The following is a 24007-nucleotide window of genomic DNA, read 5'->3' on the forward strand; positions in this document are numbered from 1 at the left end:
TTGCACATCTTCCTTTCTCTTCAAAATAACAATTTGATATAAATGATAAGCGAAGATACACACAGCAAGTTAATGGCGATAAAGCAGTCGTTTCGCCTCTTTATGGATGGAACAACATCACGCTCTATGGCTCAAAAGGGTATGGGATATAAGATAAACTGGGGAGTCCCGTTCCACGAGTTACGTAAGATGGCCGCACCATATACGCCCGATTACGAACTAGCCATTGAACTTTGGAAAGAGAATATACGCGAATGTAAGATAATGGCAACTTTAATTATGCCGCCCGAACGTATGTCGCCCGAACTGGCTGACGTGTGGACAGATCTGCCTATACAGCAAGAGTTGGCCGAAATGTTGGCCTTCAACCTGCTGCAACATGTAGATTTTGCACCCGCACTGGCCTATCAGTGGATGGCTAGCGACCGAACAGACCGGCAGATATGTGCTTATCAACTTCTGGCGCGTCTCTTTATGAACGGAAATGAGCCCAATGAGCGTGGTTTAGATGAGTATTTAGATCAGGTAAGCATCGCGCTGCAAAACGAGAACCTCGGCGTTCGCCATGCTGCAAATGCTAGTTTGCAGAAACTAGCGATGCTGGGCGACAACTACGAACAACGGGTTGACAAGCTGTTAGCTGGTCTCCAAAACTCTTAACGAATTGGAAACGACTGTCGCTCTTGCATACGAAGATCATGGTCAAGTTACATTTTTATGATGAAGCGCGTGCTTTTCGGATATTTATAGTAACTTTGTAGGGCTGACAAAGAAAAGCAAAATGAAACAAGACAGCAAAAGACAGGCCCGAAAAATACTCGACCACTATCTGGAAACGAACAATTATAGGCGAACGTCTGAGCGTTACGCCATTCTCGATGCGGTGTTTAGCATAAAGGGCCACTTCTCGCTCGATCAGCTAAACGAGCACATAAAGAATGACAACTTCAAGGTGAGTAGGGCAACACTTTACAATACTTTGCGGTTGTTTATTAAGCTAAGGCTAGTTGTTAGGCACAAACTCATTGACGGAACCAAGTATGAAGCCCGTACAGAAAATGACAATCATTGTCACCAAGTATGCACAATGTGTGGCGAGGTAACTGAGTTAAATCTTCCAGATATAACAAGCGCATTGGGTCAAGTGTACCTTAAAGGCTTTAAAAGTGATGGCTTTGCCTTGTATCTTTATGGCGTGTGCAGTGCTTGCCAAAAGAAAATGAAGTAAGGCTTGCTGGAAATAAACAATATACATATTAATATATGAAGACAGGAAAAGTTGACGTTCTTCTGGGATTACAGTGGGGCGACGAAGGCAAAGGTAAGGTTGTGGACGTGTTAACGCCACAGTATGATGTCGTTGCACGCTTTCAAGGTGGTCCCAACGCTGGTCATACATTAGAGTTCAATGGCCAAAAGTTCGTCTTGCGGAGTATTCCTTCTGGCATATTCCAAGGCGGAAAGACCAATATTATCGGTAATGGCGTGGTGCTTGCTCCCGACTTGTTTATGGCTGAAGCAAAGGATTTGGAGAAAAGTGGGCACGATTTGAAGAAATGTCTGCACATCTCTAAGCGTGCGCACCTTATCATGCCGACCCACCGGGTGTTAGATGCTGCCTACGAAGCATTGAAAGGCGACAAGAAAGTTGGCACAACTGGTAAGGGAATAGGACCAACCTATACCGACAAAATCTCACGTTCGGGACTGCGTGTAGGTGATATCTTCGATGGATTCGAGGAAAAATACGCCCAGCATAAAGAGCGACACCTCAATATCTTGCGAAGTATGAATTATACGGACTTCGACATTTCTGAAGCCGAAAAAAACTGGATGGAGGGCATTGAATATATGCGCCAGTTCAATATCGTTGACAGCGAGTTCGAACTTAACAGCCTTTTAAACGAAGGGAAAGCCATTCTATGCGAAGGTGCACAAGGAACGATGCTTGACGTAGACTTTGGCAGCTACCCATACGTAACCTCTTCGAACACTATTACTGCTGGTGCATGTGCCGGTTTAGGCATTGGACCTAATAAAATAGGTGATGTTTACGGTATCATGAAAGCTTATTGCACCCGAGTTGGGGCAGGTCCGTTCCCCACAGAACTATTCGATGAAACGGGGAAAAAACTTCGCGATCTAGGTCATGAGTATGGTGCGGTAACTGGTAGGGAACGCAGATGTGGATGGATTGACTTGGTTGCGTTGCGCTATTCCATTATGATTAATGGCGTAACCCAACTCATCATGATGAAAAGTGACGTGCTAGATACGTTCGAAACCATTAAGGCGTGTGTGGCTTACGAAAAGGATGGTCAACGAATAGACCATTTCCCATTCGATATTGAGCATGGAATTACACCTGTTTACGAAGAACTGAAAGGTTGGAAAACCGATATGACGAAGTTCACCAGCGAGGAACAATTCCCCGAAGCTTTCAAGAATTACATTGATTTCTTGGAAAAACAGCTGCAAACACCCATCAAAATTATCTCTATCGGACCTGATAGAAGTCAAACAATTGTTAGGAAGAAGTAATGAATAAACCATCCATACCCAAGGGAACAAGGGACTTTTCACCGGCCGAAATGGCCAAAAGAAACTATATTTTCGACACCATCAAGGATGTTTACGCACTTTATGGCTATCAACAAATAGAGACGCCCTCCATGGAAACGTTGCAAACGCTCATGGGGAAGTATGGTGAAGAAGGGGATAAACTGTTGTTTAAAATTCTTAATTCAGGCGATTTCATCGGTAAATTGCCTGCCAACGAGTTTGTAAGCGATAACGTACTGAAACTGGCAGCCAATATTTGCGAGAAGGGATTACGCTATGATCTCACCGTTCCCTTTGCTCGCTATGTGGTGATGCATCGCGACGAGTTGCAAATGCCATTTAAACGTTATCAAATTCAACCAGTTTGGCGAGCCGACCGTCCACAAAAGGGTAGGTATAGGGAGTTTTATCAATGCGATGCCGACGTTGTTGGGTCCGACTCTTTGCTTAACGAAGTGGAACTGGTGCAAATTATCGACACCGTGTTTACCAAGTTTGGCATCAATGTGCAGATAAAGCTTAACAATCGAAAGATACTTGCAGGCATAGCAGAATATATCGGACAACCCGATAAAATCGTCGATATCACCGTGGCAATCGACAAGCTAGACAAAATTGGCGTTGAAGCGGTGAATGCTGAAATGCTGGCCAATGGGATTACTCAAGACGCTGTAGACAAGCTGCAACCGATACTTACCATGTCGGGAACTAATGTCGAGAAACTCGAAACCATAGCTCAAACCATCGGCACGTCTGAAATTGGCCTGAAAGGAGTAGAGGAGACGCGTTTTATATTGGAGAAGATTGAAGCCGTTGGACTGAAAAATGAACTGCAACTTGACCTAACCTTGGCGCGTGGATTGAACTATTATACAGGAGCGATCTTTGAAGTGAAGGCTAAAGACGTGGCTATTGGTAGTATAACAGGTGGTGGACGTTACGATAACCTTACAGGTATCTTTGGTATGCCCGGCCTTAGTGGTGTGGGTATCAGCTTTGGCGCCGATCGGATTTATGATGTGCTGAATACGCTAGACCTATATCCACAGAATGCTATACAAGCTACCCAAGTGCTGTTTATTAACTTTGGTGAGGCTGAAGCCGATTATTGTTTACCGATAGTAGGCCAAATTCGTGCTGCGGGCATCTCGGTAGAGCTTTATCCTGATTGTGCGAAGATGAAAAAACAGATGGCATACGCCAATGCTAAGGGGATTCCTTTTGTGGTTTTAGCTGGCGAAAGCGAGATAAATCAAGGTAAGGTTACGCTGAAAAATATGCTTACTGGTGACCAGCAACTGGTTTCGGCAGAAGAACTTATCGCCATCATCACATCAAAGAACACTTAAAATCATCAGGATATGGAGATGGACGTTTATCATAATTTGCTCAAAAACGGAATAAGGCCGTCTACACAACGGCTCGCCATCATGAATTATTTGCTTACACATCCAACACATCCCACAGTAGACGAGGTGTATCAAGGATTGTGCAATGAAATAAAGACATTGAGCCGAACCACTGTTTACAATACGTTAAGGATGTTTGCCGAGAAAAATTTAGCGCAAATGATAACCATCAACGAGCATCATGTGTGCTATGATGGTTGTACACGTCCGCACAAACATTTTTATTGTAATAGATGTGGCCATGTTTTCGACATCTTCGACGAAACGTCCGTAAACCAATCTGTGTCTATGAACATTGATGGGCACCAAGTTCTGGAAACGCAAGTTTACTATCGGGGCTTCTGCAAAAACTGTTTGAATAGTAACATTAAACAGGGTAACAACTAAAACTAGCACAACGTTTATCGTAATTTGGCATAATTTTCATAATCGCATTTTGGTTGTAGGCAACCGCCTATTAACCAATCGATTATAAAACCATAATGCCAATTATGATAAATAACGTACGTATACAACTCCCCTAAGTGTTAAAAGTGTGCTAAAATACAAATGAATTATACCTTTGGTGTACGCTAATTGCTTGTATTTTAGTATCTTTGCAGCGTTTTTCAAACAACATAAAGTCTAACTTTATTAATTTACTTTATTTATTATTTATGTCTAATTTAAAAAATGTACAGCCGCTGAGCGATTTCAACTGGCAAGAATTTGAGAACGGCAGCCCTGTAGAAGTAAGCAAGGATGCTCTTGAAAAGGCTTACGATGAAACCCTTAACAAGGTTTCTGAGCATCAAGTTGTTGATGGTTCTGTTATCTCCATCGACAAGAAGGAAGTTATTGTTAACATCGGTTACAAGAGCGACGGTGTTATTCCTGCTTCCGAATTCAGATACAATCCCGACCTAAAGGTTGGCGACACTGTTGAAGTTTACATCGAAAATCAGGAAGACAAAAAAGGTCAACTGATTCTTTCGCACAAGAAGGCACGTCTTAGCAAGAGCTGGGAACGTGTTAACGCCGCTCTTGAAAACGAAGAAGTTATTCAAGGTTACATTAAGTGTCGCACCAAAGGTGGCATGATTGTAGACGTCTTCGGCATCGAAGCCTTCCTTCCTGGAAGCCAAATCGACGTACATCCTATCAGAGACTACGACGTATTTGTTGGCAAAACCATGGAATTCAAGGTGGTTAAGATCAATCAAGAGTTCCGCAATGTGGTTGTATCGCACAAGGCTCTTATCGAAGAAGAACTTGAAGCACAGAAGAAAGAAATCATTTCCAAGCTCGAAAAAGGTCAAATCCTCGAGGGTACGGTTAAGAACATCACCACCTATGGTGTATTCGTTGACCTCGGTGGTGTTGACGGACTTATCCACATTACCGACCTTTCTTGGGGCCGCGTAAGCGATCCGCACGAAGTGGTTAGCTTGGATCAGAAGATAAATGTGGTTATTCTCGACTTCGACGACGAGAAACGCCGCATTGCATTGGGTCTCAAGCAGCTTACTCCTCATCCATGGGATGCGCTCGACCAAAGCCTCAATGTGGGCGACCACGTTAAGGGTAAGGTTGTCGTTATCGCAGATTATGGAGCATTCGTTGAGATTGCACCGGGTGTAGAAGGCCTGATCCACGTTTCTGAAATGTCGTGGAGCCAACACCTAAGAAGTGCTCAAGACTTCATGCACGTTGGTGACGAGGTTGAGGCAGTTATCCTTACACTCGACAGAGACGAACGTAAGATGTCGCTTGGCATCAAGCAGTTGAAGGACGACCCATGGGAAACCATCGAGGTTAAATATCCTGTTGGCAGCAAGCACACCTCTAAGGTTAGAAACTTCACTAACTTCGGTATTTTCGTTGAGCTAGAAGAAGGTGTAGACGGACTTATCCACATCAGCGACCTTTCTTGGACTAAGAAGGTGAAACACCCCTCTGAATTCACTCAAGTTGGTGCTGAAATCGAGGTTGTTGTACTCGAAATAGACAAAGAGAACAGACGTTTGAGCTTGGGTCATAAGCAACTCGAAGAGAATCCTTGGGATACTTACGAAACGCTTTACACTCCCGGAAGTGTTCATCGTGGAAAGATTTCCGAGATGATGGATAAGGGTGCAGTTATCACTCTTAACGAAGGTGGCGAAGGTTTTGCTACTCCCAAGCACCTTGTGAAGGAAGATGGCACACAAGCTCAACAAGGAGAAGAACTCGACTTCAAGGTTATCGAGTTTGTGAAGGATACCAAACGTATCATTCTGTCGCACAGCCGCACCTTCGAAGAAGGCAAGGACGACGTGAAGCCCGCAAGGAAGCAACACGCAGCTAAGAAGTCCGACGCTTCTGTTCAAATCAACAATGTTGCAGCAGGTACCACCCTTGGCGACATCGATGTTTTGGCAGACTTGAAGGCTAAGCTTGAAAAAGGAAAATAAAACTTTTGCCCTTCGGGGCTAATTCCTTCTATAAATAAGATGCGCACCTTGGAAATTACTCAAGCGTGCGCATTTTTTGTATCCCCACTGCAAGATATTTGCAAGCTAGGTGATAAGCCATTACATGCCGTTTTCAAAGATATAAGACACAGTTTTCACATCTCCCATTCTGCTCCATGTTGTGTGTAATGCTGTTACAGATAACATAGGACAAGGTTATAGATGGCCAGGAACAATATTACACATAAGAGGTAACACGAGTACCACTTATGTGTAGCACATCCCCTACTCGTTTTAGATATAATGAAAGAGTTGAAAAAGTTATTTCAAAGTTTACTAAACGTTGTCATAAATCAATTTTGGCGCTTACCACTTTACCACTAAAACGCCCCAAGAAATACGAGAGTTCGGGATAAAACACTCTCGTTATGCCTTGTGGTGCGTAGCACTAGTTGGCGAGAAAGCTATTTCTTTACCTGTCCAATCTTGTTTAGGGGGCATGGTTTCTTGCCTCGAACTCGCCAATCAACCCTTGCGTCGTTCGCATTTTCATAGTTCCGAGAATGCGCTTTCTATGCCCTCATTATGTATTATTAGATTAATCGCCACGTTAAATGTATTTTGGACGGCTGTTCCATGTTATCTGGAATGCTGTTCCAGTTGAATTGGAACCCTGTTCCAACTTAGCTGGAACAGGAGTCCAACTTAGCTGTAACAAGGCTGGAGCTGAAAAAGCTCACTCCAAGCACTTATGGGGTGAGGAGTGAAAGATGGTGTTTGGAGGTAGGAAGGGTAATAAAGTGCGATGAATAAAATGTACTAGCGTCCTCAAATCTCCTTGCTCTTTTTCTAACCAGACAGGTCTTCACAATATTATATACGCGTGCGTACGCGCGCGCGAAGCAAATCTTTAGCTTTTAAGAAGAGAATGGACATGTTAGACTTAGTGTTAATTTGAAGAGTAAATTTCCCATCCTATCAAGTCCTTAACAACCTCTCCTCCAACAACGATACCCGCTGCAGCAGGTACGAAAGCGTTACTTGCTGGCACACTGTTCTTTCCTTTGGGTTTATGTGCAGCTTCATTAGTCGTTTCGTCAATATCATTGGTTGGACAGTCTGTTTGTTGCAAGTCGGCCATACCCATAGGTTTAAGTGGCTTCTCTTCGCTAAACACCACTTTAACGCCAGTAATGTCCAGTGCTCTCAGCTTCTTTCGTATCACTTTAGCTAAAGGGTCCATAGTTGTTTTCGATAGGTCGGCCACCCTAAAAGCCGTTGCGTCCATCTTGTTTGCAGCGCCCATGCTTGATATAAAAGGCACATCAAGCTGTTTGCAACGCCTTATCAACTCAATCTTTGCCGTGATGGTGTCGATGCAATCTACCACGTAATCGTATTGCTTTAAGTCTACTTTGTCAGCATTCTCAGGTAAATAAAACATCTTATATTTGCCTACTACGCATGCGGGATTGATATCGTTGATGCGTTTTTCAATTACATCAACCTTTGCTTGTTCAAGCGTAGAGTGCAAAGCAATCACTTGTCTGTTCAGGTTGGTTATATTAACGGTGTCTGCATCAAATACATCGATGTTGCCAACACCACTCCTCGCCAGCACTTCTACGGCATATCCCCCTACTCCACCAACGCCAAATACAGCCACTTTACAGCCTTTCAGTCGTTCTACGGCATCTTGGCCAATAAGCATTTGGGTTCTGCTAAATTGATTTTCCATATTGTCTTGTCTGTATTTATTCCTTACTGCATACTCTAAAAATAATGTTTCGCCAGCAGTGAACGCGGCTAAGGTACGGCAAAGTTACATAGAAAAACCATGCGAACAGACAACTAGGCGTACCTTTTTTAAAGCAATAGAGTCTGTGGTGAATCCTTATAGTGCATTAAAGGAATGTTATCATGGTTACGGCGATAAACAATCTTTGTTTGAAACATGTACAAGCCCAAGAAATAAACTTCCTATTTTGTCATAAGACAAACAAAATTTGTAACTTTGTGGGATATATGAAGAAGGTTTTGTTTTTGTTGTTTGTCGTTTCAATTATTGTTTCTTGTGGTGGCAAACAGACCAATGGACAGAGGAGCGAGGGCGACACGCTCCGCTTTAAGTATGCCCAAAATATCGTGGTTGTAAGACAACAGGATGCTACTATTGTAGAATTGAAGAACCCATGGAAAGAAGGTGCGCTACTGCATCGCTACATCTTATTAAGCGATAGCAATGTCTCGCCAGGCAAGGCGGTTGATGGCGTACCAACAACCGTTATCCGTAAGGGGAGACATAGGACCATTGTGTGTCCGTCGGCACATGCTACCTTACTTAAGATGTTGAATGTAGAGCAGCAAATAGTAGGTGTATGCGACTTGAAGTATATGGTTTCACCCCACATGCAACAGTTGGCTAAGATGAAAAAGATTGCCGACTGTGGCGAAAGTATGAACCCTGACATTGAAAAGATGATGGAAGCCCATGCCGATTTGGTGCTCGTTTCTCCTTTCGAGAATAGCGGTGGTTATGGAAAGCTAGACAAAACGGGTATCGCCATCATAGAATGTGCCGACTACATGGAAACTTCTCCCCTTGGCAGAGCAGAATGGATGAAGTTTTATGGGCTCTTGTTTGGCTGTGAACAAACGGCTGATTCGCTGTTCATGGAGGTGGAAAAGAACTATATGGAACTGACGGAAACTGCGAAAAAAGAACATGAAAGACCTACAATACTGACCGAAAAACTTACGGGAACGGTATGGTACGTACCTGGTGGACAAAGCACGATGGGACGGATGATAGCCGATGCGGGAGCAACTTATCCCTTTTCAGACAATAAACAGAGTGGAAGTTTAGCCTTGCCACTAGAAAAAGTGCTGGAAGAAGCGCGTTCGGCAGACATCTGGTTGATAAAGTACAACGCTCCTACCCCACTCACTTACTCGCAGATGCTAGGAGAGAATAAGGGATATGCCATGATAAAGGCTTTCAAAACACGTCATGTTTATGGATGCAATGCGGCCATAAAACCTATTTTCGAGGAAACTCCGTTTCGCCCGGATTGGCTTTTGCAAGAGCTTGTTCGCATCGCTCACCCCTCAAAACAACCTTTTGTGGGACGTTATTTCGAACCATTAAATTGATGATAACATGCGTTCCGTACCGCTAAAAATCTTTGTTTTGGTGCTTTTCATCCTGATTTTGTTCGGGTTGAATCTTTTGATTGGCTCCGTTAGCGTGCCTTTCAAGAGTGTGCTGGGCATTATTATGGGATATAAGTCGGAGAACGAGCTTTGGAATTATATTGTTATCGAAAACCGATTGCCACAAGCGCTTACTGCATTATGTTGTGGTGGGGCTTTATCGGCTAGTGGTTTGATGCTTCAAACAGCCTTTCGTAACCCTCTTGCAGGACCAGGAATATTTGGCATAAACAGCGGAGCCGCTTTGGCTGTGGCCGTTGTGATGCTGTTCTTAGGTGGTAGTGTGTCGATAGAAACAGTGAATTTAAGCGGTTTCACCGCAATTTTGTTTGCTGCGTTTGTGGGTGCAATGGCCGTAACCTTTATCATTTTAGCTTTCTCAACTCGTGTTCGCAGCAACGTATCTTTACTTATTATCGGTATCATGATTGGCTATTTGGCTTCTTCGGTTATTTCGTTGCTCAACTTCTTTGCCACAGATCAGGGTGTAAAGTCGTATCTTATATGGGGTATGGGCAGCTTTGGCGGTGTTTCGTTAGGCAACATTCCCTTTTTCTGCGTTGTGGTATTGGTAGGCTTGCTTTGTTCCCTTATGTTGGTAAAACCACTTAATGCCCTTACTTTAGGCGAACAATACGCCCAAAGTCTTGGTATAAACGTGGGCCGAACGCGTTTTGTGTTATTAGCTATCACGGGGTTGTTAACTGCCGTAACAACAGCTTTCTGTGGTCCGATTGCATTTATTGGTTTGGCTGTTCCGCATCTAGCCCGACTATTAACAGGTACAGAAGACCATAGTTTGTTATTACCGGCAACAATTTTTCTAGGTTTTGGCGTAGCCTTGCTTTGTTCATTGCTGTGCTACTTGCCACCCAACGGTAGCATCATTCCCATTAATGCCATTACACCATTAATTGGTGCACCCGTCATTGTGTACATTATGATTAAACGCAGGGGATGAGTTAAAGGTGGAAGAATGGTAAGGCGAAAGGGTGAAAAGATAAAGAATTGAAAAAGTGAAAAATGTCTTTGTCTGTTGAGAGCTAACAGGTAAGTTCGTCAACAGCTTAACTTGTCAACTTGTCCACTCGATAACACATCAGTTCATCATGCTGTTAACTTGTCAACTTGACATCTTAGAGTCACATTATTTCTTGTTCCTGTAATACTCGGCCATCACAAATCGGATGTCTTCGTAGCTTATATTCGGACTAAGTTCCGCTTTTATGTCGCTCGCTGTTTTCCTTTCTTCAGGATGTTTCATTAAGAAGCGGGTTATCTCTTGGCGTTTCTTGTCGTCTACAAACTCTGAAATGGCTATTGCTCCTTCACCAACATAATGAGCCAAGTGCGTGCAAATGGTGCTTTTTGTCAGTTCGCGTCGTTTGGCAATATCATCTATACTCATGCCTAAACGATAGAGATTAAATGTGGCCAATTTCGTGTCGACTTTCTGTTTTACTTCCTTAGCTTTCTTCGTATTCGGTTTATCAGTATCCATCGTACCCAACAACAGCTTAGCCTTGGCCGAAAGATAATCACCTATACCGAACGAAACATCCTCCCTGCTTTCGTATTTTAGCAAGTTCCATTTAAAGTCTAGGGCTTCATGTACGTCGGAATATCGCTCTTTTAGCGTCTTTTTCAGGGCTTTATTGTCAGTGTCAATCTTATTTTTGCGGTGCATTTCTACAAGCAAAGACAAGCGTTTGTGAAAGTATTCTGCACCCGAGCGAATGCGTTTTATCACCTCGTTGCCCAATTCCTGCCCTTGTTGGGTAGCCAACATCTGTGTATATTGCAACCTGAACTTAGCTGCCACCGCCACAATCTCGTCTAGAATGGGTCTAGCCTGTCGATATTCTTGCAGCAAGCGTGGGTATCTGCGGGCGAAATGTTCATCAATAAAGCGCGTAATACGTTCGAATGCGATGCCAATAGGACGAAAATCGAACAGTTCGTCAATTAAGTTCAGTTCGTATGCGCGCTGCATTTGCGAAAGCATCTCACTGTTGGGTTGGTGTGCAGAAGCATCCATGTTGAACTGATGCACTTTCTCGTCGCAGATAACGGCATTTGTCGAGAGTGGTGAACTCAGCACTAGTCCTTCCAAAGTTTTGCATCGGCTTAGCGCAACGTATGTTTGGCCGTGGGCAAATGAGTGTTGTGCGTCGATGATAGCATGTTCGAAAGTTAGTCCCTGACTTTTATGTATGGTCACAGCCCATGCCAATCGCAGTGGAAACTGCTTGAAAGTGCCTTCCACTTCTTCTTCAATCTCATGCGTATCTTTATTTAATACGTACTTAGCGTTCGTCCATTCTTCAGGCAAAAGGTCGATCAATTCGCCCGTTTCATTACCTTTCACGGTTACGCCTCGTGGTGTTGTAGACACAACCTTGCCCAACATGCCGTTGTAATAGCGGCCTTTGCCTGTGCTATCGTTCTTTACAAACATCACTTGGGCGTTCTCTTTCAGTTCTAGTACAAACTCCGTAGGGTACGATTGCTCAGGAAATTCGCCCGTGATACTTGCCTTGTATTGCCTACTTACGCCTGGCAGTTCGGCCAACTTGCTTTCGTTGATGCTCTGCGCTTGGTAGTTGTGCGTCACTAGGCGAATATAGTCAGTGTCAGAAGGTGGAACAAAGTTTGGGATATATCTGTTATTAAGCCTATTAAAGGTGTCTTGGTCGGCCTTGTTGTCACGTATCTTGTTCAACAGAGAAAGAAATTCGAGGTCGTTTTGCCGATAAACGTGTTTTAGCTCAATGGTTATGTATCCCGTTTGTTTAAGAGCGAGGCTCGAAAAGAAATAAGGTGAATCGTAATACTTACCCAATAAGGTCCACTCCTCATCCCTTACTACGGGCGGAAGCTGTTGTAAATCGCCAATAAGCAAAAGCTGCACGCCACCGAAAGGTTTGCTTCTGTCGCGATACCGACGTAAAACCATGTCTACCGAATCAAGCAAATCGGCCCTCACCATACTGATCTCGTCAATCACCAGTAAGTCGAGCGTTCGTAAGATGCGCTGTTTTTCTTTGCTAACTCTAAAAATTCCCTCAGTTTTAAAGGTAGAATTGGGTACGTAAGGCGCAAAAGGCAGTTGGAAGAACGAGTGAATGGTTACGCCATTAGCATTGATGGCAGCGATGCCCGTAGGGGCAACCACCACCATTCGCTTAGGAAGTTTGTCTTTAAGGGCGCGTAGAAAGGTGGTTTTACCTGTTCCAGCCTTGCCTGTAAGGAATATGCTTGTGCCCGTGTTTTTCACAAACTGCCAGGCTAAGTTCATCTCGTCATTCTTCATTGTTTCTTTATCTTTGTGGTGCGTGGATGCCTGCAAAAGCTTAGGTAGTAAAGATTAAATGGAATATTATTAATCTGCTGCCTATCAAATGTTTATTTGTTGTGTTGTGGCACTTAGAAGTGATTGCGTTGATGTGTCTTTTCAACAATACCTCCGCTTGTATAAGTAAGGGCTAAGGCATTATATCTCGCAGCCTTCCGCTAACTTATCAGCCAACCCATTTGCAGCATCTTCGATGAGATCGAGCGCATAATTGAAGTCTTTTTCATCACCATAATATGGGTCTGGTATAAGTTTGGCCTTGGGATGGTTAGTGGTATAGTCCACCAGCATCTTCACTTTGGTCAGTTCGTGTTCGTCGTTTGTCTTTTGCGAAAGCATCTTCCAGTTCTCATTATCCATCACGAAGATGTGGTCAAAGCGTTTAAAGTCGCTCGTGGAAAACTGTCGTGCCCTACTGTTAAAGTCGTAACCGCGGGCTGCACCACATTTTCGCATCCTGCTGTCAGGAAGTTCGCCCACATGCCAACCACCTATTCCTGCCGAGTCTACTTCGAACATGTCAGCCATTCCCCTATTTAGTAGCACCTGTTTCATCACCCCCTCGGCTGCGGGCGACCTGCAAATGTTTCCCAAACACACGAATAACAATTTAGTTCTGATTTTATCTTCCATGTCCTTATATATAATAATGAGTGATGCAAACTTACTAAAAAAAGCCCTAATGGACAAGAATAGCGGTGAGAAACAAGTTCTCTCGTGTACACTTTACAGCGAAATGCACAAACAAAAACATCCTGCCAAGCAAATGGCAGGATGTTTGTAATCATTATTATGGGCATGTAGTGTTAGCCCAAATATTTCATTAAAATCTTTGCATTACCGCTATCGCGTAGTTTGGCAATGCTCTTTTCGCGTATCTGTCTTACGCGTTCGCGTGTCAAACCCAGTTGATCTCCAATCTCTTCAAGGCCTTTTTCGTGGCAGCCAATACCGAAGCACTCGCGTATAATGGTAATTTCTCTATCCTTAAGAACCTTTGCCAGTACACTATTCAGTTCGAGAGCCATCGACTCGTGGTCTGCTTGCTTATCGGTTCTGCTATCGTCTCCAGATGCCATAACGTCGAGCATGCAGTTGTCTTCGCCATCTTGGAAGGGTGCGTCGATGCTTACATGGTGTCCGTCAGCCATCAGGCTTTGCCCAATTTTCTCTTCATCGAGGTTAGTTGCATCCGACAATTCCGAAACGGAAGGGTGTCGTTGGTTCTCTTGTTCGAACTTATTTATCTCGTGGTTGATTTTATTGAGCGAGCCAACTTGGTTTAGTGGCAGTCTCACAATTCGACTTTGTTCGGCGATAGCTTGAAGGATGCTTTGGCGAATCCACCATACGGCGTACGAGATAAACTTGAAACCACGCGTTTCGTCAAACTTCTGCGCCGCTTTTATTAGTCCTATATTACCCTCGTCAATCAAGTCGGTGAGTGTCAACCCTTGGTGTTGATACTGTTTCGCAACAGATACAACGAAGCGTAGATTGGCTGTAACCAGCTTGTCTTTTGCCTTTTCGCCCTCTGGGCCACCCTTCCTTATCTTCTGGGCAAGCTCTATCTCCTCGTCTATCGATATCAATGGAGCCCTACCTATTTCAACAAGGTATTTATCAAGTGCCTCACTAGAACGATTGGTAATGCTTTTTTGAATTTTTAATTGCCTCATTTTTAAACCTCACATCAAATTTAAATGTCCGTTGACTTATCTATTTAAAATATGCCGTAAAACCTTGCAAAGGTAATGAAAAGAAACCATATATGCAAGTTTTTAACTTATCTAGTATCACCAAAAAACATGCCAAGCTATTTGTCTGCCAAAAAGAAATGTTGAAATGTTTTTGTTGACTTAAAAAAAAACGCTAACTTTGCCTGCAGTGAAAGCTTGAAAACGTAAGCACACAGCACATAATGAACGATAAAAACGAATTGTTATTGCACTGGTCTTCACTAGATAAGAACAATTAACAATATGGCAGAAGGCGTTATGCCTTGTTTTTAAATCATTAATAGTCAGTGATAATGCGAGGAGGTGTGCAGGCACAAACAATGCTCGTTGACAATAACCAATGCCGCAAATCAAAAGGTTAAGCAGCCCCATTTTGCCTGCCACCCAACCTAACAAGGATATAAAAATATAACGATTTTATGAGCATGAACAATTTTAATCATCTCGTCATCATGGCAGGTGGAGTTGGTAGCAGGTTTTGGCCAATGAGCACCGAAGAGAAGCCAAAGCAATTTATCGACGTGCTTGGCACTGGCCGTTCGCTGTTGCAACTCACGCTCGATAGGTTTGCAACGGTATGTCCGCCCTCGAACGTATGGATTGTTACCAACAAGAAATACCAGAGCGTGGTGGCCGAACAGTTGCCCGAAATCGATCCAAGTCATATCTTGCTCGAGCCGTGTAGGCGTAACACGGCCCCCTGCATTGCATACGTAAGTTGGCGAATAAAGAAAGAATGCCCCGGAGCAAACGTCATCGTCACCCCCAGCGACCATGTGGTGACCGACGTGCAGGAGTTTCGTCGCGTAGTTACTTCATGCCTTAAATTCACAAGCGAAACAGATGCCATACTTACTCTTGGCATGAAACCCACACGACCTGAAACGGGATATGGCTACATTCAGGCTGATCTCACCGTTAATTCGGCAAGAAACACCGAGGTGTTTAGAGTCGATTCGTTCCGTGAAAAACCCGATCTGCCTACGGCAACAGAATACATCAGCAAGAACAATTACTTTTGGAACGCAGGTATTTTCATTTGGAGCGTACACACGATAGTGAACGCTTTTAGGGTTTACCAGCCCGCAATGAGTAAGCTTTTCGAAGGTTTGATGCCCTATTATGGTACATCTGAGGAGCAAGCAAAGATAGACCAAGTGTACCCGCAGTGCGAAAATATATCGGTAGACTATGCCATTATGGAGAAAGCAGAAGAGATTTTTGTTTGTCCTGCCGAGTTCGGATGGAGCGATTTGGGCACTTGGGGCAGTCTTTGGGAACAGTCTAAGCGCGACCTTTATGGTAATGCCTGCATCGGAAACAACATTAAGCTCTTCGATTCGCACAACTGCATCGTGCACACCACCCAAGAACAGCGCGTTGTGATACAAGGGTTAGACGATTGTATTGTGGCCGAACAAGATGGCATCTTGCTTATTTGCAAGCGAAGCGAAGAACAACGTATAAAACAATTCAGCGAATAACATACTTAATTAATATGGAAAGAAAAGTTGCGCTCATCACTGGTATCACTGGCCAAGACGGTAGTTATCTGGCTGAGCTCTTAACTGAGAAAGGATACGACGTGCACGGACTGCTAAGACGTTCATCGTCGTTTAATACGGGAAGAATAGAACATCTCTACCTAGACGAATGGGTTAGGGACATGAAAAAGCAGCGGCCCATCAACCTGCATTGGGCAGACATGACCGATTCTTCATCACTCATTCGCATCATTGGGGAAGTTCGCCCCACCGAGATATACAACCTGGCTGCTCAAAGCCATGTAAAAGTGTCGTTTGAAGTACCCGAATATACGGCCGACGTTGATGCTACGGGTGTATTACGATTGCTTGAGGCGGTGCGTATCTGTGGACTTGAAAAGCAATGTCGCATCTATCAGGCTTCTACATCTGAACTTTACGGCAAGGTGCAAGAGGTTCCACAGAAAGAAACAACACCTTTCTACCCACGTTCGCCCTACTCGGTGGCCAAACTTTACGGCTATTGGATTGTGAAAAACTATCGTGAAAGCTACGGAATGTATTGCTGTAACGGTATCTTGTTTAACCACGAGAGCGAGCGAAGGGGCGAAACCTTTGTCACCCGCAAGATTACGCTCGCCGCATGTCGTATTAAACAAGGATTTCAAGATAAGCTTTATCTGGGCAACCTCGATGCTAAGCGCGACTGGGGATATGCCAAAGACTATGTGGAATGCATGTGGATGATGTTGCAACAAGAACAACCCGAAGACTTCGTTATCGCCACAGGCGAAATGCACACCGTGCGCGAGTTTTGCGAATTGGCATTTAAAGAGGCGGGAATAGACATCCGTTGGGAGGGTCAAGGCGTGAACGAGAAGGGAATCGACACCCAAACCAACCGCGTACTTATAGAGGTAGACCCCAAATACTTCCGTCCTTGCGAGGTGGAACAGCTTCTTGGCGATCCCACAAAGGCTAAAACGATGTTGGGATGGAATCCTACGAAAACGTCTTTCAGGGAATTAATTAAGAAAATGGTGGAACACGACATGCTGTTCGTTAAGAAACTATACATCAAGGCACAAATGCCCGAATAGCCCTCCCACCCCATTTTACTTGCAAAATGCTACATAAAGATACGAAAATATATGTGGCCGGACACCGAGGACTTGTTGGGTCGGCCATCTGGAAGAACCTCGAAGCGAGGGGGTATCACAATCTTGTGGGGCGTACCCATAGTGAACTAGACCTCACCAACCAAGCGCAGGTGCGTGCTTTTTTTGATGAAGAACAGCCAGAAGCTGTAGTATTGGCCGCTGCACATGTGGGTGGCATCATGGCTAACTCACTTTATAGAGCCGACTTCATCATGTTGAACATGCAGATGCAGTGCAACGTAATCAGCGAATCGTTTCGTCACAACGTTAAAAAACTGCTTTTCTTGGGCTCGACATGTATCTATCCTAAGAATGCCACTCAACCAATAAAGGAAGACGAACTGCTTACTTCGCCCTTAGAGTACACCAACGAGGAGTATGCACTAGCCAAGATATCCGGCCTAAAAATGTGCGAGAGCTACAATTTGCAATATGGCACAAACTATATAGCCGTGATGCCCACCAATCTATATGGGCCTAACGACAACTTCCATTTGGAAAACAGCCACGTTATGCCTGCTATGATGCGAAAGATTTACCTTGCCAAACTTGTCAATGAAGGCGATTGGCAGGCCATTCGTACTGATTTGAACAAACGGCCAGTGGAAGGCGTCGACGGAACAGCCACCGAGGAACGTATATTAGAGGTGCTTTCTAAATATGGTATCTCCAACAATGCGGTGCAGCTTTGGGGAACAGGTAAGCCGCTTCGCGAATTTTTGTGGAGCGAAGACATGGCCGACGCTAGCGTACATGTGTTGCTCAACGTAGATTTTAGCGACATCATCGGCATCGAGAAATATTCTTCGGTGTTCTACGGGGCGGAAATCAACGGCCAAAACGATCGAAACTCTAACGCAGGACGTGGTGGCGCCATCCCCGCATTGGGAGAAATAAGGAACTGCCACATCAATGTTGGTACAGGAAAAGAGATTACCATCAAAGAATTGGCAATGCTTATAGCAAAGGCTGTGGATTTTAAGGGCGACATCCAATTCGACGCCTCCAAACCAGATGGTACTCCGCGCAAGCTCACCGACGTAACTAAGCTGAACAATCTTGGATGGAAACACAAGGTGGAAATAGCCGATGGTGTAGCCAAACTCTTCGCTTGGTATCAACACGACCTGAAAGCATAATGCCCATCTTCTCCTCCACACAATGCTAAACAAGGCATGCTAAGGGGTTGAGCGCTTTGTCTGCATCATGTAGGACATGTTGCTTTCACACTAAAAATATACGGGTTACAAATTGGCGAATAAACCAATTGTAACCCGTTTTCTTATTGTAAGCATTCTTAAAGGAAACCATTTGCTGAACGACAGCTAAAATAATGTGCTTAGTTTACAGATTTATTGCTTTGTTCCACACTAACTGGACCACTATTCCATGTCATCTGGAACATTGTTCCAGTTAAGATGGAACGCGATTCCAAATCATCTGGAATACGATTCCAATTCATAGGGAACAAGTACGTTAATCTGTTTTTATTAAACGGAACGTAGTTAATTGATAATCAATACGTTAAATATTAGATCCCGATTGCTGTCTAAACGCTTCTCACATCACGTGTAGCTGTGTTATGGGTATTTTGCATCCCTCTCCCACTCCACAACCCGTACCTATTCCTGTCGTTGCCTTATCCAGCGTGCAAAGAATGGATCTTCAACCTCAAAAGCGTCTAGTTTGATGACATAGCCACTTTGCATCAGCCGTTTTACGCTGCTGTATATCGTGCTAGTAGGAAGCCGGCGGTTATTTGCAAGCTGCACGTTGTTTACCAGTCCCATCAAAATGCTGCGGTCGGTCTTGTTGAAATTCAGCCAAATACGTTCAAAGTCTAAGTCGTGCGTACGTACAAGGATTGTTATAGCCTGCTCTACAACCTCTGTCGCATCGAGATTTTTGTATGTCAACAAGTCCCAAACAAATGCAGCCAACTGTTGCGTATAATACGGATGGCAACGTGTGGTGGCTAAAATTTGCTCTACCACGTCTGCTTTTGCTCCACAATCGACTGGCAATCGTTCGGAAATATACTGGCTGAAATTGTCGTGAGGTATTCTGTCGAGATGCATCAGCACGCCGAAACGATAGAATGGAGAACGTTTTCGCTCGAATATTTCGGTCATCATCGACTCCTGACTGCCTAAGAAAACGTAATTGACGTGTTGTTGCGTTTGGATAATGGCGCGCAATCGCTTGTCGATGCCTTTGTCTAATCCCATTAGTTCCTGGAATTCATCAAACACAACCACCATCGATTCACCCTTTTCGCTCACTTTTTCTACCAATTGCAGTGCATCTTCTATCAGCACCGTGGCATCCGTTGTGGCCTGAAAGGTAATGTCGATGGTTTCTCCCGTAGGTGTGGTAGATATGGTTGGTACAACCCGAAAATTGCTTAGCAGATGTTTAAGCTTTTCCCAAGGGTGCAACTTAAACACTTCTTTCAATATCATTGCAGCCAAACCCTCTACGCTAACAACCATTTGTAGGTTGAGCGAGATGCAAGGACGCGCCACCTGCGTTACCGCTTTTTTCACTAAACTCGACTTTCCAAACCGCCTAGGACTTATCAGTATCAGGTGGTTATCGCTGTTTAGCAGTTGCTTTATCCTTTCCAGCTCGTCGGCCCTATCAGTGAAGTATTCTCCTTCGACAATGGTTCCAAACTTAAATGGGTTCTTCATTTGCGATAATTTTCGTTACGAACTTTTTCGCAAATATAAGCATAAGCCTTTGAAACGCCAAACAACTTACAGTAAATTGGCAGTATTGAGCATGTTTTTAACATGAATATGGCATACCGCGCTACGCCCTCTCATATTATAAAGGTTAATTATCTAGGTGGTTTGTTGGTGTTATATTTATTTATTGTTACTTTTGTATCGAAGTTATGTTCAACCTCATTTGTTTTGGGGCAACACAATATTAAATTATAACAACAACACATGAAAGTATTAAAATTTGGCGGAACATCGGTAGGTTCCGTAAAGAGCATTTTATGCTTAAAACGTATTGTGGAAACAGAAGCCAAACGGCAACCCGTTATTGTGGTTGTTAGCGCATTGGGCGGTATTACCGATAGGCTTATCTCCACAGCTCAAATGGCCCTGAGTGGCAACGAAAAATGGCGAGGCGAATTCGATGAAATGATGACGCGCCATCATCAAATGATAGACACAATCATTGATGATACCACGGCTCGAGAGCAACTTTTTAACACCGTTGATACCCTTTTCGAACAACTGCGCAGCATTTATACGGGCGTTTTCCTTATTCGCGATCTAAGCGAGAAAACCCTAGATGTCATCGTGAGCTATGGCGAGAGGCTTAGTTCGAATATCGTAGCAACACTTATTCGAGGGTCTAAGTGGTTCGATTCGCGCGAGTTTGTCAAGACTCGACGCAAAAATGGGAAGCATGTGTTGGATAGCGAACTGACGAATAAGCTTGTTATCGACACCTTTTCTCCCCTACCACGTATCTCGCTTGTTCCTGGTTTCATTTCGTTAGACCAAGAAACAGGCGAAACAACCAATCTTGGGCGTGGTGGTTCGGACTATACTGCGGCCATACTTGCTGCTGCATTAGATGCAGAGGTCTTGGAAATTTGGACCGATGTGGACGGATTTATGACGGCAGACCCACGAATCATCAAGACCGCTTACACCATAAAGGAGTTGAGTTATACGGAGGCAATGGAGCTTTGTAACTTCGGCGCGAAGGTCATTTATCCACCCACCATCTACCCCGTATGCGTTAAGAACATCCCCATACGAATTAAGAACACCTTCAACCCCAAGGCCGAAGGTACTACAATCAAGCAAAAGGTAGAGAAAACTGATAAGCCTATACGGGGCATTTCGAGCATTAACGATACTGCCCTCATCACTGTTGCAGGCCTCTCGATGGTTGGCGTTATTGGCGTTAACCGTCGTATATTCACCGTTTTGGCTAATAATGGCATCTCGGTGTTCCTTGTTAGTCAAGCATCCTCAGAAAATTCTACCTCTATCGGCGTGCGCGAAGAAGACCTTGCGGCAGCCGTAGAAGTACTCAACAACGAGTTTTCGAAGGAGATAGAAACAGGGGCGATGTTCCCCATGAATGCCGAGAGCGGACTGGCAACCGTTGCCATCGTGGGCGAAAACATGCGAAATACACCTGGCGTTGCAGGCAAACTGTTTGGCACGCTTGGTCGTTCGGGCATCAGTGTTATTGCATGTGCACAAGGTGCAGCCGAAACCAACATTTCTTTTGTTGTATCGTCGGCCTTCTTGCGTAAGTCGCTTAATGTGATACACGATTCTTTCTTCCTCTCCGAATATACCGAACTTAATCTCTTTGTGTGTGGTATAGGAACGGTCGGTGGTAAACTTATCGAGCAAATCAAGAGTCAAGCAGAAGAGCTACGCATACGTTCGCGCCTGAAATTACGCGTGGTCGGTATTGCCAGTTCTAAATTTATGATGTTCGACCGCAATGGTTTAGACCTCGACAATTATACAGAACGGCTGAAAGATGCCGACAGATGTACGCCAGAAAGTCTACGTAACGAGATATTGGAGATGAACATCTTTAATAGCGTTTTTGTGGATTGCACAGCCAGCAAAGACGTTGCCGACTTGTATCAAACGCTTTTAGACCACAACGTAAGTATCGTTACGGCCAACAAGATAGCCGCGTCTTCGAGATATGAGAAATACGAAAGGCTAAAACAAACGGCACTTACGCGAGGTGTGAAGTTTAAATACGAAACCAATGTAGGGGCAGGCCTACCTATCATAGGCACCATTAACGATTTGAGAAACTCGGGAGACCACATCTTGAAGATAGAAGCCGTGTTGAGCGGAACGCTTAACTTTATCTTCAACGAACTTTCGGCCGATGTGCCTTTCTCTGAAACCGTAAATCGTGCAAAGGCACAGGGGTATAGCGAACCCGACCCACGCATCGACCTTAGCGGAACGGATGTGGTGAGAAAGTTGGTGATATTGGCACGTGAGGCAGGCTATAAGGTGGAACAAGCCGATGTGGAGAAACGGCTTTTTGTACCCGATAGTTTCTTCGAAGGTTCGTTGGAAGATTTCTGGAGCAACCTTCCTACGCTTGACGCCGACTTTGAACGTCAGAACCAACAATTGGTCAAAGCGGGCAAACGCTGGCGATTTGTGGCCACGATAGACCATGGCAAAACCTGCGTAGGTCTACAAGCTGTGGATAAGAGCCACCCATTTTATAATTTGGAAGGCTCGAACAATATTGTTTTGCTTACTACCGAACGCTATAAACAGTATCCTATGCAGATACAAGGCTATGGAGCAGGCGCTGACGTAACAGCTGCTGGCGTGTTTGCCAACATCATGAGTATTGCCAACATTTAACTCCATGTGCAATGAAACATCTCATCATACTAGGCGACGGCATGGCCGACCACCCCGTTGAACGACTCGGTGGCAAGACATTGTTGCAATATGCCCATACACCCTACATGGATATGTTGGCACGGCAAGGCCAAACTGGCATGCTACATACTATCCCCGATGGGTTCGCCCCAGGGTCGGAAGTGGCCAATACGGCCATCTTAGGCTACGACTTGAATAAGGTTTACGAGGGACGAGGCCCGTTAGAAGCGGCCTCCATCGGTTACGATATGCAGCCATTAGCCCTTGCCTTGCGCTGTAATATTCTCACTTTGGCCGATGGCTTGATAAAAAACCACCATGGCGGGCATCTCAACACAGAGGAAAGCGAGCCGCTTATTGAAGCCCTGAACGAAGCTTTGGCTTCGGATGTGGTTAAGTTTGCTATGGGCATTCAGTATCGTCATCTGCTTATTATAAAAGGTGGCAGTAAACACATTGTGTGTACCCCACCCCACGATCACCCCAACGAGCCTTGGCAACCCTTGCTAGTGAAACCGCAAGAAGGATGGGAAGACGTGCGCGAAGTAGGCAGAATGACGGCCAGAGCAACGGCAACGCTGCTTAACGAACTGATAATCAAATCTCAAGAGGTGCTTTCCGCTCATCCCTTGAACAAGCAAAGGGTGACCGAAGGAAAGCTCCAAGCCAATAGTATTTGGCCTTGGGGAGGCGGTTATCGGCCTGCAATGAAAACGCTCTCTCAGTTATATCCCTGCGTGCAATCGGGTTCGGTAATCTCTGCGGTAGACCTTATACGTGGCATTGGTTGTTATGCGGGTTTGCGAAACATTGTTGTAGCGGGTGCAACAGGACTTTATGACACCAACTACGAAGGTAAGGTCGCAGCCACTATTGAGGCTTTAAAGAACGACGACTTTGTTTATCTGCATATCGAAGCGAGCGATGAGGCCGGACATGATGGTGATTTGGAGTTGAAACTCAAAACAGTCGAGGCCTTAGACAGTCGTGTCGTGGGTCCTATATATAATAAGGTGAAGGATTGGAATGAACCAATATGTATCGCAATATTGCCCGACCATCCTACTCCAGTAGAGATACGTACACATGTAGATGAACCCGTGCCGTTCCTGATATGGTACGAGGGCATCGTCTCAGACAGTGTTCAAGTTTTCGATGAACAGAGTTGCAGAAATGGTGGCTATGGCTTGTTGAAGCCAAACCAATTTATGCAGACATTTATGAATATTCAATGATAAGGCA

Annotated in this window: 18 protein-coding genes and 1 pseudogene; 14 read left to right on the top strand and 5 right to left on the bottom strand. The window is 44.5% G+C overall.

Features of this window, described 5'->3' with window-relative positions:
- The first annotated feature begins 42 nt into the window (after nt 1-42).
- The 7 genes and pseudogenes from F453_RS0101125 to F453_RS15970 all read left to right on the top strand — a co-directional run bounded on the left by F453_RS0101125 (nt 43) and on the right by F453_RS15970 (nt 7216).
- A complete protein-coding gene (locus F453_RS0101125) occupies nt 43-660 on the top strand; it encodes a DNA alkylation repair protein (RefSeq protein ID WP_018966346.1) in 618 nt (205 codons plus the stop codon).
- A 121-nt stretch (nt 661-781) separates the two neighbouring features.
- Nucleotides 782-1228 (top strand): Fur family transcriptional regulator, encoded by a 447-nt coding sequence (locus F453_RS0101130; protein ID WP_018966347.1) that lies wholly within the window; start codon nt 782-784, stop codon nt 1226-1228.
- Between the two features lie 35 nt (nt 1229-1263).
- Nucleotides 1264-2541: an adenylosuccinate synthase gene (locus F453_RS0101135; protein ID WP_018966348.1), complete on the top strand. Its 1278-nt coding sequence runs from the start codon at nt 1264-1266 to the stop codon at nt 2539-2541.
- Nucleotides 2541-3911 (top strand): histidine--tRNA ligase, encoded by a 1371-nt coding sequence (hisS, locus tag F453_RS0101140; RefSeq protein ID WP_025789818.1) that lies wholly within the window; start codon nt 2541-2543, stop codon nt 3909-3911. The genes F453_RS0101135 and hisS overlap by 1 nt, the downstream gene beginning before the upstream one ends.
- 12 nt (nt 3912-3923) lie before the next feature.
- Nucleotides 3924-4358, top strand: a complete 435-nt coding sequence (locus F453_RS0101145) for a Fur family transcriptional regulator (protein WP_025789817.1) — start codon at nt 3924-3926, stop codon at nt 4356-4358.
- 269 nt (nt 4359-4627) lie between these two features.
- On the top strand, nt 4628-6403 hold the full coding sequence (gene rpsA / locus F453_RS0101150; protein WP_018966351.1) for a 30S ribosomal protein S1: 1776 nt from the start codon (nt 4628-4630) through the stop codon (nt 6401-6403).
- A gap of 636 nt (nt 6404-7039) precedes the next feature.
- Nucleotides 7040-7216 (top strand): annotated as a pseudogene (locus F453_RS15970) (thioesterase).
- A 136-nt stretch (nt 7217-7352) separates the two neighbouring features.
- On the opposite strand, the gene F453_RS0101155 reads toward F453_RS15970, so the two are convergent.
- Nucleotides 7353-8141, bottom strand: coding sequence for a tRNA threonylcarbamoyladenosine dehydratase (locus F453_RS0101155; RefSeq protein ID WP_018966352.1), 789 nt, complete (start codon nt 8139-8141; stop codon nt 7353-7355).
- Between the two features lie 287 nt (nt 8142-8428).
- Between F453_RS0101155 and F453_RS0101160 the strand changes: the two genes are divergently transcribed.
- Nucleotides 8429-9556 carry an ABC transporter substrate-binding protein gene (locus F453_RS0101160; RefSeq protein WP_025789816.1) on the top strand — a complete coding sequence of 376 codons (1128 nt, stop codon included), beginning with the start codon at nt 8429-8431 and terminating at the stop codon, nt 9554-9556.
- 7 nt (nt 9557-9563) lie between these two features.
- Entirely contained in the window at nt 9564-10577 is a 1014-nt protein-coding gene (locus F453_RS0101165) for an iron chelate uptake ABC transporter family permease subunit (RefSeq protein WP_018966354.1), read from the top strand.
- A gap of 186 nt (nt 10578-10763) precedes the next feature.
- Here F453_RS0101165 and F453_RS0101170 read toward each other — a convergent pair whose 3' ends face one another.
- From F453_RS0101170 to F453_RS0101185, 3 genes are all read right to left on the bottom strand, one after another.
- Nucleotides 10764-12929 carry a helix-turn-helix domain-containing protein gene (locus F453_RS0101170; RefSeq protein WP_018966355.1) on the bottom strand — a complete coding sequence of 722 codons (2166 nt, stop codon included), beginning with the start codon at nt 12927-12929 and terminating at the stop codon, nt 10764-10766.
- Nucleotides 12930-13109: 180 nt separating this feature from the next.
- On the bottom strand, nt 13110-13604 hold the full coding sequence (locus F453_RS0101175; RefSeq protein ID WP_018966356.1) for a low molecular weight protein-tyrosine-phosphatase: 495 nt from the start codon (nt 13602-13604) through the stop codon (nt 13110-13112).
- 173 nt (nt 13605-13777) lie between these two features.
- The gene (locus F453_RS0101185) at nt 13778-14650 is read right to left on the bottom strand and encodes a sigma-70 family RNA polymerase sigma factor (RefSeq protein WP_009235426.1); all 873 of its coding nucleotides are present in this window, start codon (nt 14648-14650) and stop codon (nt 13778-13780) included.
- A gap of 479 nt (nt 14651-15129) precedes the next feature.
- On the opposite strand from F453_RS0101185, the gene F453_RS0101190 reads away from it, so the two are divergent.
- From F453_RS0101190 to F453_RS0101200, 3 genes are read left to right on the top strand one after another with little or no spacing between them, the layout of a single operon-like run.
- The gene (locus F453_RS0101190; protein WP_018966358.1) at nt 15130-16194 is read left to right on the top strand and encodes a mannose-1-phosphate guanylyltransferase; all 1065 of its coding nucleotides are present in this window, start codon (nt 15130-15132) and stop codon (nt 16192-16194) included.
- A 14-nt stretch (nt 16195-16208) separates the two neighbouring features.
- Nucleotides 16209-17294 carry a GDP-mannose 4,6-dehydratase gene (gene gmd / locus F453_RS0101195; protein ID WP_018966359.1) on the top strand — a complete coding sequence of 362 codons (1086 nt, stop codon included), beginning with the start codon at nt 16209-16211 and terminating at the stop codon, nt 17292-17294.
- Nucleotides 17295-17320: 26 nt separating this feature from the next.
- On the top strand, nt 17321-18493 hold the full coding sequence (locus tag F453_RS0101200) for a GDP-L-fucose synthase family protein (RefSeq protein ID WP_018966360.1): 1173 nt from the start codon (nt 17321-17323) through the stop codon (nt 18491-18493).
- Nucleotides 18494-18976: 483 nt separating this feature from the next.
- Here the strand turns inward: F453_RS0101200 and F453_RS0101205 are convergent, their stop codons facing one another.
- A complete protein-coding gene (locus tag F453_RS0101205) occupies nt 18977-20047 on the bottom strand; it encodes an AAA family ATPase (protein WP_018966361.1) in 1071 nt (356 codons plus the stop codon).
- A gap of 261 nt (nt 20048-20308) precedes the next feature.
- On the opposite strand from F453_RS0101205, the gene thrA reads away from it, so the two are divergent.
- Nucleotides 20309-22744: a bifunctional aspartate kinase/homoserine dehydrogenase I gene (gene thrA, locus F453_RS0101210; RefSeq protein WP_018966362.1), complete on the top strand. Its 2436-nt coding sequence runs from the start codon at nt 20309-20311 to the stop codon at nt 22742-22744.
- Between the two features lie 11 nt (nt 22745-22755).
- Entirely contained in the window at nt 22756-24000 is a 1245-nt protein-coding gene (locus F453_RS0101215) for a cofactor-independent phosphoglycerate mutase (RefSeq protein ID WP_018966363.1), read from the top strand.
- Nucleotides 24001-24007 lie beyond the last annotated feature (7 nt).

Origin of the sequence: Hoylesella loescheii DSM 19665 = JCM 12249 = ATCC 15930 (assembly GCF_000378085.1) — a bacterium.
In the GTDB taxonomy this organism is placed as follows: Bacteria; Bacteroidota; Bacteroidia; order Bacteroidales; family Bacteroidaceae; genus Prevotella; species Prevotella loescheii.